Origin of the sequence: Rhodococcus sp. MTM3W5.2 (genome assembly GCF_001984015.1) — a bacterium.
Taxonomy (GTDB): Bacteria; Actinomycetota; Actinomycetes; order Mycobacteriales; family Mycobacteriaceae; genus Rhodococcus_G; species Rhodococcus_G oryzae.
Genome location: NZ_CP019572.1, coordinates 1,325,852 through 1,339,538, shown reverse-complemented (window position 1 = coordinate 1,339,538; position 13,687 = coordinate 1,325,852). Strand labels below are relative to the sequence as shown.

The 13,687-nt window shown below is 68.8% G+C and carries 8 protein-coding genes and 3 pseudogenes; 2 read left to right on the top strand and 9 right to left on the bottom strand.

Translation table 11 applies throughout. The features are described 5' to 3' along the window. Window positions 1–102 precede the first annotated feature (102 nt). The gene (locus BTZ20_RS06360) at window positions 103–489 is read left to right on the top strand and encodes a carboxymuconolactone decarboxylase family protein (protein WP_077040783.1); all 387 of its coding nucleotides are present in this window, start codon (window positions 103–105) and stop codon (window positions 487–489) included. A 48-nt stretch (window positions 490–537) separates the two neighbouring features. Next, complete coding sequence (locus tag BTZ20_RS06355; protein ID WP_077040782.1) at window positions 538–1,884, top strand: MFS transporter; 1,347 nt, start codon at window positions 538–540, stop codon at window positions 1,882–1,884. Between the two features lie 52 nt (window positions 1,885–1,936). Here BTZ20_RS06355 and BTZ20_RS06350 read toward each other — a convergent pair whose 3' ends face one another. From BTZ20_RS06350 to mftF, 9 genes and pseudogenes are all read right to left on the bottom strand, one after another. Continuing rightward, window positions 1,937–3,181 carry a haloacid dehalogenase-like hydrolase gene (locus tag BTZ20_RS06350; protein ID WP_317616078.1) on the bottom strand — a complete coding sequence of 415 codons (1,245 nt, stop codon included), beginning with the start codon at window positions 3,179–3,181 and terminating at the stop codon, window positions 1,937–1,939. Window positions 3,182–3,342: 161 nt separating this feature from the next. Continuing rightward, a complete protein-coding gene (gene eutC, locus BTZ20_RS06345) occupies window positions 3,343–4,140 on the bottom strand; it encodes an ethanolamine ammonia-lyase subunit EutC (RefSeq protein ID WP_077040781.1) in 798 nt (265 codons plus the stop codon). Continuing rightward, window positions 4,137–5,548, bottom strand: a pseudogene (locus BTZ20_RS06340) (ethanolamine ammonia-lyase subunit EutB). Before BTZ20_RS06340 ends, eutC begins: the two are co-directional and overlap by 4 nt. Beyond that, entirely contained in the window at window positions 5,545–6,978 is a 1,434-nt protein-coding gene (gene eat / locus BTZ20_RS06335; RefSeq protein ID WP_077040780.1) for an ethanolamine permease, read from the bottom strand. The pseudogene BTZ20_RS06340 and the gene eat overlap by 4 nt, the downstream one beginning before the upstream one ends. Window positions 6,979–7,088: 110 nt before the next feature. Then, a pseudogene (locus BTZ20_RS06330) lies at window positions 7,089–7,627 on the bottom strand (DUF779 domain-containing protein). A gap of 163 nt (window positions 7,628–7,790) precedes the next feature. Continuing rightward, window positions 7,791–9,313 (bottom strand): annotated as a pseudogene (locus tag BTZ20_RS06325) (aldehyde dehydrogenase family protein). A gap of 116 nt (window positions 9,314–9,429) precedes the next feature. Continuing rightward, window positions 9,430–10,668: a transcriptional regulator gene (locus BTZ20_RS06320; protein WP_223263756.1), complete on the bottom strand. Its 1,239-nt coding sequence runs from the start codon at window positions 10,666–10,668 to the stop codon at window positions 9,430–9,432. Between the two features lie 114 nt (window positions 10,669–10,782). Next, window positions 10,783–12,279, bottom strand: a complete 1,497-nt coding sequence (mftG, locus tag BTZ20_RS06315; RefSeq protein WP_077040778.1) for a mycofactocin system GMC family oxidoreductase MftG — start codon at window positions 12,277–12,279, stop codon at window positions 10,783–10,785. A 3-nt stretch (window positions 12,280–12,282) separates the two neighbouring features. Further along, complete coding sequence (mftF, locus tag BTZ20_RS06310; RefSeq protein WP_077040777.1) at window positions 12,283–13,680, bottom strand: mycofactocin biosynthesis glycosyltransferase MftF; 1,398 nt, start codon at window positions 13,678–13,680, stop codon at window positions 12,283–12,285. Window positions 13,681–13,687 lie beyond the last annotated feature (7 nt).

Sequence of the window (13,687 nt, the reverse complement as noted above, 5' to 3'; positions counted from 1 at the left end):
CAATTATTCGGCTCACGAGCGACGTAACGTGATGCAGGCCACTATCGGGCCAGGCGGATCGCCTGCATCACACCCGATTCGTTCTCCGTGAAACGAGCCACCATGACCGCTGAGCCGATACCCACTCCGACGCTCGACCGAATGAAGCAGGCCGGAAGCTGGAATCCACTGTGGGACACCTTGTCCCAGTGGGATCCGGAGTGGACCGAGCAGTTCATGGCGATGAACGCCACGCCCGTGCGGCGTGGGGTGTTCACACCCGAGTTCGTCGAACTGCTGAGCATCGCCATCGATGCCGCCGCAACCCACATGTACGCGCCTGGAGTTCGTCGGCACATCCGTGCCGCACTCGAGCTCGGCGTGTCCAGGGAGGAGATCCTCACCGTCCTCGAAATGGTGAGCGTCCTCGGGATCCACGCCTGCAATCTCGGCGTGCCGATCCTCGCTGAGGAACTCGACGCGTACGAGTCACGCCGCGCCGCCAGCTGAGCGCCGGCCCCATACCCTCCCCCCTCCCGCCGCACCCCAGGAGCATCCATGGGACTGACATCCACCACGCCCGAACTCGAGATCGCAGCCACCGATCCGCCGAGCTCCGCGACGACCGCCGTCCGCCGCAGCCGGCGCTCGTACTACCCCTGGCTCGTCTTCGCCCTCACCTTCGCGTTGCTGTTGTCCGACTACATGTCTCGCCAGGTACTCAGCGCCGTCTTTCCGTTCCTGAAGGCCGACTGGGCCCTGTCGGATTCCCAGCTCGCGTCGCTCACCAGCATCGTCGCACTGATGGTCGGCCTGCTGACGCTGCCGCTCTCCCTCCTGGCCGACCGATGGGGCCGGGTGAAGAGCCTGGTGCTGATGGCCACGCTGTGGAGCATCGCGACGCTGCTGTGTGCGGTCGCATCCAACTACGAACAGATGCTGGCCGCCCGCTTCCTCGTCGGTGTCGGCGAAGCCGCCTACGGGAGCGTCGGGATCGCCGTTGTGCTCGGCGTCTTCGCGCCGCGCGTTCATTCCACGCTGAGCGGCGCCTTCATGGCCGGGGGCTCGTTCGGCTCGGTTGTCGGCGTGTCCCTCGGCGGTGTCATCGCCGTGCACATGAGCTGGCGCTGGTCCTTTGCCGCGATGGCGGTGCTGGGCCTCCTGCTCGTCGCCCTGTTCCGTGCGCTCGTCACCGAACGCCGGTTGGCGGAGCACGCCGCCGACCAGAACGTCGCGACGGTCGGTACCACCGGGAGCACCATCCGGGTCCCGGTGTCGAGCCTGTTCACCAATTCCGCTGTGTGGTGCGCGTATCTGGGCGGCGGCCTGCAGATGTTCACCGCCGCGGTCCTGCTCGCCTGGACCCCCAGCTTCTTCAACCGGTACTACGGCATGGCGCCCGACAAGGCGGGCGCGATCGCATCGGTGTTCGTGTTGCTCATCGGAACCGGGATGATCGTGTGCGGCATCATCACCGACCGGGTCAGCAGGACCAACCCGGCCAGGAAGTGGTCCAGCGCCGTCGCCTTCTGCCTGATCTCTTTCCTCGCGCTCGGACTGGGACTTCGCCTGGACACCGGGGCCCCGCAGCTGGTCCTGCTGGGAATCGGAGCCTTCTTCGCAGCGGGATCCTCGGGCCCGTCGGCCGCCATGGTGGCCAGCCTGACCCACCCGTCGGTGCGGTCGTCCGCACTCGGCACCCTCACCGTGGCCAACAATGTCCTCGGCCTGGCATTGGGCCCCTTCGTCATCGGCATCCTCGCCGATCGCCTTGGCCTGCTCGAGGCCCTGCAGCTGTCGCCCCTGGTGTATGTCCTCGCGATAGTCGCGCTTGTCGTGGGCAAGCGCCTCTACCCTGCCGGGCTCCAGAAGCTCGCGGCACAGAGCGCCGCCGCAGCGGCCTGACCGCCGAGTGGGGTCGGTTCACCGAACCGACCCCACTCGCGGCGTTCACACGTCAGTAGACGGAGTCCACCTGGTCCTCGATCACCGATCCGTCGACCCGGTGGACCGCTCCCTTGCCGCCGTCGGCAGCGGTGTAGGCCTTGGTCGAGCAAGGGTAGGGCTCCTCCGCACGGTCCTTCGGGTCGAGGAACATCGGATTGACCAGCCACCGCTCGTCGCTGTTGTCGTAGGCGTTGCACATGAGCTCGGCATTGTTGCGGTTGATCACCAGGCGCGCGCCGGTCGCGTCCCCGAGGAACGTCACGTCGGTCACCGAGTCGCCTGCCGCGAAGACCTGGCGCCGATCGGCGGGCAACTGATCGAACGCCGCGGGGCCGTTCACCCCGAACACGACCTCGTTGACCTGGCACCGTTTGCCGTCGATGTACGGGATGACCGAGTCCTCGCCGTCGGCCACGCCGCCGCAGCCCTCGAGGTGCCTCGTGAGGACACCGTTCTCGACGACGGGACGGACCCCCATCGCCCGTTCGGGCGCCAGGCCCAGTTCCTCCGACCACACCCGCACCACGGGCTCCGCCGACGCCGAGATGATGCGCACATCGAAGCCATTGGTGCGCAACACCTTCACGAGGTCCGCGATCTGGGGGTAGTACCTCACGTACCCGTCGACCTCGGTGGTTCCCACGGTCTGTTCGGCTCCCTCGGGGGCGGCCAGATTCTCCGTTCGCGCCGCCCTGGCATATTCGGTCACCTCGTCGACCGTATGACCACCCATCAACTGAACCGCCCAGGCGTACGCGGGCTTCGTCCGCCGATGGTCGTACCCGGCGAAGGCCGGCTTCCCGGAGGTGGTCTCGTCGTCGAGCACGGCGACGATCTCGTCGGCGCAGTCGAGATCGGAACTCGTCGGCAGCGGACCGCCGGGCGCCACCCCGATGCCGCACGCCGACCCGAGTGCCGCGATCGCATCCGGGGTCAGGAATCGGCTCGTCGTTGCCCAATCTGCGCCCTCGGGCTGAAGAATTTTGTCGTTCTTGATCATCCAGTAGGCGGTCGCGCTGCCGATGTCGTTCTTGACCACGGTGTTGTCCCAGTCGAACAGCGCGAGCGGGGCGCCCTTCGCGGCGTCTCCGTCGACGCCGCAGCTGCCCTTTTCCGCGATCATGCGGTCCAGCTGCTGCCGGTTCTCGCCGAACCATTCGAGCCCCGTGTCGAGGGCGGCGCAGCTGCTGGTGTCGGGCGCGGCAGCGGCAGCGCCGTCACCGCCGGACGAACAGGATGCGGTCAACGCGATCACGCCGGACAGGGCACACACCCAAGCTGCGCGCGTAGGGAAAGACTTCACCAGGAATCCTCTTTCTCGAAGGATGCGGGCGCGCGGAAGCGCACCGGCACACGAAGTCACGCCGGTACACAGCGGCGATGAAGGGAGAACCTCTCGACCGGAGGCCGAGCAGATCAGTCGAGGGTCAGGACCTCTCCGGAGGACAACGCGTCTGACCGCGAGGTGTCCTTGAGGTCGACGCCGGAGCGTCCCAGCTTGCGGGCACCGGACACCAAGCCCGCCACCACCTTTGCGGCCTGGGCGTAGCCGAGCCCCTCCGGCGGGTGAATGTTGGAGACGCAGTTTCGATCGGCATCGGTGCGGCCGGGACGGGGCAGGTGCGTCAGGTAGATGCCGAGGCTGTCCGCCACCGACAATCCCGGCCGCTCCCCGATCAACACGATCAGGGTGCGCACCCCCATCGCCTCGGCGATGTGGTCGCCGAGCGCCACCCGCGCCTCCGTCGCGATCACCGGCGGCGCGAGCGAGAACCTGTCCGAGAGTTCCTCGGCCAGCGCCCCCAGCAGCGCGGCACCGTGATCCATCAGGGCGCGAGGCGAAAGCCCGTCCCCGAGAACGAATCCCAGATCAGCGCCGCTGTGCGGTACGCCCGCCAGATCGGCAGGCAGTCGTCCGAGATCGGGCCTGCGCAGGTACTCGGCACGGCTGCCTGCCCGACTCGTCACCCGCACGGGGCTGCCGAGACCGACCGCCTCGACCTGCCGGGTCAGCTCGTCGGCGTCCAACGGTAGGTGCACGGCATCGCGGGCCGCGGCGTGCGCGGCACGGAACTCGAGCACGCGGTCGGTCGGTAGCGAGTCCCCCGCCCGGCCGAGCCCGATCCGCGACTGGGTGCTGAGCCGCAGTTCCTCCCAGAAGTCCTGTGGATCCGTTTCGGTCCGTGCCGTGCCCGCACGCTTCTCGAGGTTCACAGCGCCCCCGTCAGTGCGCGCAGCGGTGAGGCCGCCGCATCCACCGGGAGCACCCGGCCCGCCGCGTCTGTCATGCCGAGCCGGTGCAACCAGGCCTCGAACTCCGGGGCCGGACGCAGCCCCAGCACCTGCCGGACGTACAGCGCGTCGTGGAAGCTCAGACTCTGATAGCCGAGCATCACGTCGTCCGCCCCGGGACCGCGATGACGAACGCCGTCCCCGCCGCACCCAGCAGGGTGAGCAGGGTGTCCATGTCGTCCTGGTCGGCCTCGGCGTGGTTGGTGTAGCAGACGTCGACGCCCATCGGCAGCCCGAGCAGCTTCCCGCAGAAATGGTCCTCCAGGCCGGCCCTGATGATCTGCTTGCCGTCGTACAGGTACTCCGGACCGATGAACCCGACCACCGTGTTGACCAGGAGCGGTTCGAGGTCGCGGGCCACCGCGTACGCACGTGTCTCCAGCGTCTGCTGGTCCACGGGTCTGCCGCCGGTGCCGAGGTGGGCACCGGCACTCAGGGCCGAGCCCTGGCCGGTCTCGAGGTACATGACGTTGTTGCCGACGGTGCCCCTCCCGAGCGAGCGGCCCGCGGCGTTGGCCTCCCGCAGCAGGGGCACGGTGACACCGAAACTCGCGTTCGCTCCCTCGGTGCCCGCGATGGACTGGAACACCAGGTCCACCGGCACGCCCGCCTCGATGAGTTCCATCGTGGTGGTGACGTGGGAGAGCACGCAGGACTGGGTGGGGATCTCGAACCGCTGCCGGATCTCGTCGAGCAGGTGGAGCAGGTCGGAGGTGGCGTGCGGCGAGTCGGTTGCGGGGTTGATCCCGATCACCGCGTCTCCGCAGCCGAGCAGCAGCCCGTCCAGTGTGGCGGCCGCGATGCCTCGCGGGTCGTCGGTCGGATGGTTGGGTTGCAGCCGGGTGCTCAGCCTGCCGGGCAGCCCGACCGTGGTCCGGAACCCGGCGGTGACAACGGCCGCCCGCGCGACCGCGATGAGGTCCTGGTTCCGCATGATCTTGCTGACCGCCGCCACCATCTCCGGCGTGAGACCCGGCGCGACCGCCCGCAGCGTGGCGGCCGCGCCGTCACCCGCGGCCACCTCGAGCAGCCAGTCACGCAGACCCCCGACCGTCAGGTGCGAGATCGACTGGTACGCAGCGCGATCGTGCGAGTCGATGATCAGCCTGGTGACCTCGTCGGTCTCGTACGGCACCAGTAGCTCGTGCAGGAACCGGTCGAGCGGGACATCGGCGAGGGCCCACTGCGCGGCCGCACGCTCGGCATCCGAGGCGGCCGCGCATCCGGCCAGCTCGTCGCCGCTGCGCAGCGGGGTCGCCTTCGCCATCAGCTCGACGAGCCCGTCGAAGGTGTGGGTGGTACCGCCGATCTGCTGGCTGTAGCGCGTCATTCCAGTTCTTCTTCCGCCTTCGCGAGAATCGCGAACTCCTCATCGGGCGAGTTGGCCACCAGGTGGTGCCGGCTGTAGAAGCCGAAGTAGGCCATGAAGGCGCCGAACGCGACCACGGTCCACATCGCCGCCGTCGGATCGACCAGGAAGGTGGCGATCACCGCCGCGATGGCGATCACCAGCGCGAAGGATGTCGTGACGACGCCGCCAGGGGTTCGGTACGGACGCGCCATGCCCGGCTCGCGCTTACGGAGCACGATGTGGCTGACCATCATCAGCACGTAGCTGACCGCCGCGCCCAGCACCGCCATGTTGAGCAGCATCGCGCCCTCGCCGGTGAGCGAGAGGATGAAGCCGATGACGCCGGGGACGATCAACGCGAGGGTCGGGGCCTTGCGAGAGTTGGTCACCGAGAGCCTTGTCGGCAGGTACCCGGCGCGCGAGAGCGCGAAGGTCTGGCGAGAGTAGGCGTACATGATCGAGAAGAAGCTGGCGACCAGGCCCGCCAGTCCGATGTAGTTGACGGCCTTGGCCGCTCCGCCGTCACCGAGCGCCTGCACCAGCGGATTGCCCGAGGTCGACAGGGCCTCGGCACCGAGCGCGCCGGTGGCGAGGAAGAGCACGGCCGCCCCGGTGATGATCAGGAGCAGCATGCTGATGATGATGCCCTTCGGCACGTTCTTCTCCGGCTCGCGGGCCTCCTCCGCCGCGAGCGGAACACCCTCCACCGCAAGGAAGAACCAGATGGCGAACGGCACCGCGGCCCAGATTCCGAACCAGCCGAAGGGCAGGAAGCTGGAACTGCCCGCCGCGTCGGGGTCGGCCGCGATATCGGTCAGGTTGCTCGCGTCGAACAGGCCCCAGGCGGACACCGCGAACACGACCAGACCGACCAGCGCGATCGCGGTGATCACGAACATCGCCTTCAGCGCCTCGCCCGCACCGGTGAGGTGGATGCCGATGAAGATGGCATAGACCGCGAGATAGACCCACCAGCCGTCGGTGATCCCGAAAAGGTTCAGCGACTCGACGTAGCCACCGATGAAGGTGGCGATCGCGGCGGGCGCGATCGCGTACTCGATGAGAATCGCTGTGCCGGTTGCGAATCCACCCCACGGCCCGAGCGCTCGCCTGGCAAAGGTGTAGCCACCGCCCGCGGCGGGCAACGCAGAGGACATCTCGGCCATGCCGAGCACCATCGCCAGGTACATGCCCGCGATGACGATGCCCGCGATGAGCAGACCACCGAAGCCACCCTCGGCCAGCCCGTTGTTCCACCCGGCGTAGTCACCGGAGATCACGTAGCTCACGCCGAGCCCGGCCAGCAGCAACCAGCCGGCGGAGCCCGACTTGAGTGTCCGCTTCGCGAGGTACTCGCTGTCCTCGTTGTGGAAGTCCTCGTGCGAGGGCTTCTTGGTGGTGATCGCCATGGCGACCTCCTTCTCCTAGTGAATGATCACACGGCCACGGCGGCGCCACCAGGGGCGGCGCGGCTGCGCATAGTGTTGAAGACCAACGTCATGGATTGATGTCCACGGGGTTACGACTGATCAGCTCTCGGGCCGCCAGGGACGGGACAGGCGTCGACGGCCTCGGCGACCACCTGGGGTTCGGCGGGCGGCTCGGGCCGCCTGCCGTCTTCCCAGCTCTGCCCGGTGACCGGTTCGGCCTGGGCGAGCGCGCTGTTCTCCTCGGGGTGAACGCGCGGGCCCGGCTCAGGAAGCGCACCCCTTCCGGCGTCTCGAGGCTGAACCCCGAGCCGCGCCCCGGGACCACGTCCAGCACCAGCTGGGTGTGCTGCCAGGCCGCGAACTGTGTGCCCGAGATCCACACGGGCACCGCGTCGTCACCGTCGGGAACCGAGCTCGGCACCTCGCCGACACCGAGCCGCAGGTCGAGCAGCCCGACCAGGACGTCACGGTCTCCGACGATGAATTCGCCTGCGGGATAACACATCGGGGCCGAGCCGTCGCAGCATCCGCCGGACTGGTGCATCATCAGGGGTCCGTGGACCATGCCGAGGCGACGGAGCAGATCCATCGCCGCCGCGGTCGCGACGATGCGGCCGGGGACCGTCATCGGGTCGGCCATGGGGACCTCCGTCTCGGCGAGAAGTGGAGACACGGCGCCCGCCTCGGGGGATGAGCGGGCGCCGCGTCATGGTCACGGCGCCCGCCGCAGGGGGCATTGGCGGGCGCCGTGGTTCGGGGGCTCGGGCCGTGAGAAGCCCCGAGCCTGTGGGTCAGAAGAAGCCCTGCGCCTGCGGGCGTAGCTGACGAGCAGGTTCTTGGTCTGCTGGTAGTGGTCGAGCATCATGTGGTGGTTCTCGCGGCCGATGCCCGACTGCTTGTAGCCGCCGAACGCCGCGTGCGCCGGGTACTGGTGGTACGTGTTCGTCCACACCCGGCCTGCCTGGATGTCACGGCCGGCGCGGTAGGCCACCCCACCGTCGCGGGACCAGACCCCGGCACCGAGGCCGTACAGGGTGTCGTTGGCGATCTCGATGGCCTCGTCGTAGTCCTTGAAGGACGTCACCGACACCACCGGCCCGAAGATCTCCTCCTGGAAGATCCGCATCTTGTTGTTGCCGGTGAACACCGTCGGCTGCACGTAGAAGCCGCCGGACAGGTCGCCACCGAGCTCGGCGCGTTCGCCACCGGTCACCAGCTGCGCGCCCTCGGCCTTGCCGATCTCGATGTAGGACAGGATCTTTTCCAGCTGGTCGTTGCTGGCCTGCGCGCCGATCATGGTCTCGGTGTCGAGCGGATCACCCTGCCGCACCGCCTTGGTGCGGACGGCCGCCATCGCGAGGAACTCGTCGAAGATCTCGCCCTGGATGAGCGCGCGGGACGGGCAGGTGCACACCTCGCCCTGGTTGAGCGCGAACATGGTGAAGCCCTCGAGCGCCTTGTCCTGGTAGTCGTCGTTGGCGGCGAGCACGTCGGAGAAGAAGATGTTCGGGCTCTTGCCGCCGAGCTCCAGGGTGACCGGGATCAGGTTCTGCGACGCGTACTGCATGATCAGCCGGCCGGTGGTGGTCTCGCCGGTGAAGGCGATCTTCTTGATCCGCGGGCTCGAGGCGAGCGGCTTGCCCGCCTCGGTGCCGAAGCCGTTGACGATGTTGAGCACGCCCGCGGGCAGCAGGTCGCCGATGATGCCGATCAGGTGCAGGATCGACGCCGGGGTCTGCTCCGCGGGCTTGAGCACGATCGCATTTCCGGCGGCCAGTGCGGGCGCCAGCTTCCACACGGCCATCAGGATCGGGAAGTTCCAGGGGATGATCTGGCCGACCACACCGAGCGGCTCGTGGAAGTGGTACGCGACGGTGTCGCTGTTGATCTCCGAGAGCGAACCCTCCTGCGCCCGGATGGCACCCGCGAAGTAGCGGAAGTGGTCGATGGCCAGCGGGATGTCGGCGTTCAGGGTCTCACGGATCGGCTTGCCGTTGTCCCAGGACTCGGCGAGCGCGATCGACTCGAGATTCTGCTCCATCCGGTCCGCGATCTTGTTCAGGATGACCGCGCGCTCGGCTACCGAGGTCTTGCCCCAGGCCGGGGCTGCGGCGTGCGCGGCGTCGAGGGCGAGCTCGATGTCCTCGGCCGTGCCACGGGCGATCTCGCAGAACGGCTGACCGGTGACCGGGGTCGGGTTCTCGAAGTACTGACCCTTGACGGGCGGCACCCATTGTCCACCGATCCAGTTGTCGTAGCGGGACTGGAAGGACATGACGGAATCGGGTGAACCCGGACGGGCGTACACGGTCATCGAAGGCTCCTCGTGGTGTGCTGTCTCTCCCCTGCCGGCGACGCGAGTGTCGCCATGGGGTGTGATTCAGAACACTAGGATTGCGAGGGTTGCAAGAACGTTGCGTCCGGTGGAACTCAGACTCCCAGCCGCCGGTCGAGCGTCTCGATCCTCGACTTGACCTGGTCATACATCGGCGATCGACGGTCCATCGAGGACAGGTAGGCGGCCCACGCGCCGGTGTCCTCGCGACCATCGACCGTGCTCGTCCACTTGGCGAGCAGGCCCTGGTCGCCCGCCCGCAGCAGCGCCGCGCGCATGCGGCCGCGCAGGTCCGCCCTGATCTCCTCGACCCCGGGCGCGACCGAGCCGGGCAGGACCGGACCGCGATAGACGCGCAGAGCGGCGGCCGCGTCACCTCGATCGAGCGCGTGACGGACCTCCTGCACGTCCGAGCCGAGCTCGGTCAGCAACCGATACGGACGGGAGCCGAGACCCGCGGCCCCGAACACCTTGCGCAGCCGCGACATCTCCGCCCTGATGGTCACCGAGTCCAGCTCCGACTCGTCGAGCAGCACCGCGAGGTGGTCGGAACTGAGCCCCTCGGGATGTTCGGCCAACAGCAGCAGGATCTCGGCGTGTCGCTGCGAGAGGCTCGTCCGGTCGCCGTCCCGCACGAGGGTCGGCCGTTCGGATCCGAGCACCTGGAGACGCGGTGAGGCGTTGCCGAGCAGCCTGGGCGAGTTCAGCAGGTGCAGGCGGAGCTCGGACTCGGCCGCGGCGACGGTGGCCCGGATCAACGAGAGCACCTCGGGCACCGCCACCCGCGGTCCGCCGGTGATGTCGATGGCGCCGAGGATCTGGCCGCTCATCGGGTCGTGCACGGGAGCCGCGGAGCAGCTCCAATCATGGACCGTACGGCTGAAGTGCTCGGCCTCGAAGATCTGTACGCAGTGGTCGAGTGCGAGCGCGGTGCCAGGGGCATTGGTGCCGACGCGGTCCTCGCTCCAGTCGGCGCCCTCGACGAAGTTCATCGCGAGCGCCCGGTCCTTGGCCTGCGAGTCACCCTCCACCCAGAGCAGGCGCCCCTCGGCGTCGCTGATGGCGACGAGCAGGCCGGTGTCGGCGGCATCGTCGACCAACAGCTTGCGGACCACGGGACGGATCAGCGCCATCGGATGCGCGGAGCGGTACCGCTCCAGTTCTATACCGTCGAGGTCGACGCCGTCGCCGACGGCATCTGGGTTCACGCCCTTGTTCCGGCTGCGCAACCACGAATCGAGCACCACCGACCGGACCGGGTCGTGCCCGGCGCCCGTGGGATCGACGGACTGTCCCGGTCCACCGTCGACGAACGACCTGTGGGCAGACGACATCAGCCGCGCCAGCTGCGCGACATCATCGCCCGGCCGTACGGCAATCCAGGGGTTGCCGTGCGTTGCTCTGGTCAATCGAGTTCCTCCGTGACGTCCCACCAACTGTAACGCCGGTCACACTCTGCCACTTCCCTGGGCATCATGTGTGGGACTCGTGCCGTCCTCGATCAGGGCGGATACCCGTTCCGCGATCATCACCGCGGTCGCGTGCGGGCCGCGCGAGGTCACCGCGGGCATCACCGAGGTGTCGGCGACCAGGACCCCGTCCACGCCGATCACCCGGCAGCGGTCGTCCACGACGGCGTCGCGATCGGCCTCCGACCCCATCCGGCAGGTTCCGGACAGGTGTAGGGACGTGCCGAGGTTCTCGAACGGCTCGATCGGCGACCCCGCCCCCGGGTCCGCGGCCACCCGCCCGAACGCCGCCGAGGTCAGCAACCCCCGCGCCAGATCGAGGCCGGACCGCATCGCCGCCCGGTCGGCTGCGGACGCGAGGTACCGGTACCGGATGACCGGTGGGTCCGCAGGGTCGGACGATCGCAGGGTGAGTTCGCCCCTGCTGTCCGGGCGCATCAGCGCCACCCCGAGCCGTGGTTCCGCGTCTGCCGCGCCGGGAATGATCTCCGCGAACGGCGCGGTGTACGGGCGGACCTCGATGCCGTCCGCCTCCAACACCGCTTCCAGGACGGCGGTGTGCTCGTTCCTCGGACCGAGCAGGCGAAGACGGTAGGCGAGTGTCACCTCGGGATGGTCACCGAAGTCGCGTCCGACGCCGGGCCGATCCGCGACCACCGGCAGGTCGAGTCCCGAAAGATGTTGTGCCGGACCAATTCCAGAGTGCATCAACAAATGGGCAGTACCGATGGCGCCCGCACACAGCACCACCTGACGGGCCCCCAGCAGGCGCCGCTCACCGGCTATCTCGGCCTCGACTCCCACCGCCCGCACGCCGTCGAACACCACGCGGCGGGCGACGGCGTCGGTCCGCACCCGCAGGTTCGGCCTGCCGAGATTCGGTTCGAGGTATGCGGATGCGGTGCTGATCCGCCGTCCCGCGACCGCATTGAGCGGCACAGGACCGGCGCCCTCCGCGTTCGGTTCGTTGAGATCCGCGGCGTACCCGAACCCCTCCGCCTCACAGGCGTCCAGGAAGGCGGCGCTGACCGGATGCATGTCCTCCCGACCGATCCGGGTCACCGGCATCGGTCCGTCGTCACCGTGCCAGCGAGGGTCCCCCGACCGGTCCGTCTCGAGCTTCCGAAAGTACGGCAGCACTTCGGAATACGACCACGTCTCCGGCCAGCTCCGAAAGTCGGATTCGGTGCCGCGGATGAAGTAGCCGCCGTTGACCGCCCCAGACCCACCGAGGACCCGGCCGCGGGAGATGGTCGCGACGCGCCCAGGCCGCAATTCGACCGGATATGTCGCGGCAACATCGCTCCGCGGTCCGACCGGCAGCAGCCCGAGCGGCCCTGGATCGCTCGAACCGGGTCCCGCCTCGATCAACAGCACCTCGCGATCGGGGTTCGCGCTCAGGCGCGCCGCAACGACGCACCCGCTGGACCCGCCGCCCACCACGATCACATCGGCCACCGGATCGGGGACCGGCACCGGTCAGCCCCGCAGTCGGGGCTTCAGCGCGGCGAGGCTGCGCTCCGTGATCGCCCCGCGCCAGAGCCCGGTGCCGTAGGCGATGTCGTCCATCCGCTTGAACACGGTGTGCCGCACCGGCCCCAGCCCTCCGGGCTCGCGGTGCGTGTACCAGTCCGCGAGGCCCTCGGCCACGGCCACCGCCAGCAGGGCGCGGCGGACTCGGGACGAGACCAATGCGGCCAGCAGCGTCACCGGCCAATAATGCCTGCACATCGCGGACGCGAGCTGCCAGACCCCGCCCGCGAAGCCCTGCGCGGTGAGGATCACCGAGATCCGGGTGGGCTGGTCGAGCTCCCGGAACGTCCGCCGCAGCCGGATGACGGTGACGAGCTGCGCGACCAGGGAGCCGGCGAGGCCGAGCCTGGTGCAGGTCGCGGCGAGCAGGACGGCCAGCAGCGTCAAGGGCGACATCGCGACAGGCGGCACCAGCCCCTCGTGCCGGAGCGCGAGCGGAGCCGCACCGGTACCGTAAAAGAGCTTGCGCCCGAACCACTTCCGGAACGAGACGCGGTGATCATGAGCGACATTGGCGATCGGCTCGTAGCGCAGCCGCCAGCCGGCCGCGTGCAGCCGCCAGCAGAGGTCGACGTCCTCGGCCACATGCATCTCCGCGTCGAAGCCACCGCACTCCTCGAGCGCGCGCCTGCGCACCAGCATCGCCGCACTGGGCACGTAGGACACCGGGCTGCCCGCCCGCACCGCGCCCTCCTTGCGCCCCAGGTCGAGGGAGGATCGAGCGTGCTCGTAGCGGCCGATCGCGCCCGCATCCGGCTCGAGCGCGACGATCCGCGGTGCGGTCATCGCTACCGCCGGGTCACTGAAGTGGCCCAGCATCGCCTCGAGCCAGCCGAGCCGGGGTACTACGTCGGAATCCAGGAAGGCAACGTACTCCGTTGTCGCGGCGGCCATTCCGGTGTTGCGGGCGGCAGCAGGCCCGAGCGCTGTCGGATGCCGGAGAACCCGCACGTCGGCCCGCCCGTCGCAGCACGGCGGAGTCGTCACCGGATCGTCGGAGCCGTCGTCGACGACGATCACCGAGAGTCCGCGCAGCGCGGGCAGCAGTCGATTCAATCCGGTGATGTTGTTGTGCAGGGGGATGACGACCGTGACGTCCTGATTCGACGGCGAGCTCATCGGCCGGGGGTTTGCCACGCCGGAATCGAGGAGGTGCCGGGCAACCTGTGCGGACTGGGTGTCGACGACCTTGAGGTACCCGTCACCGATCATCGCCGCCGCGGTCGGGGCGAGCTTGAGCATCCGGGTCGGGGAACCCCCGATCAGTACCCGTCCACCCGAGAAGGTGCGCACCTTGGGATCGATTCTCACCCCGAATCCGTCGGGCAGTCGAGCTTGGCGCATCAGGTGA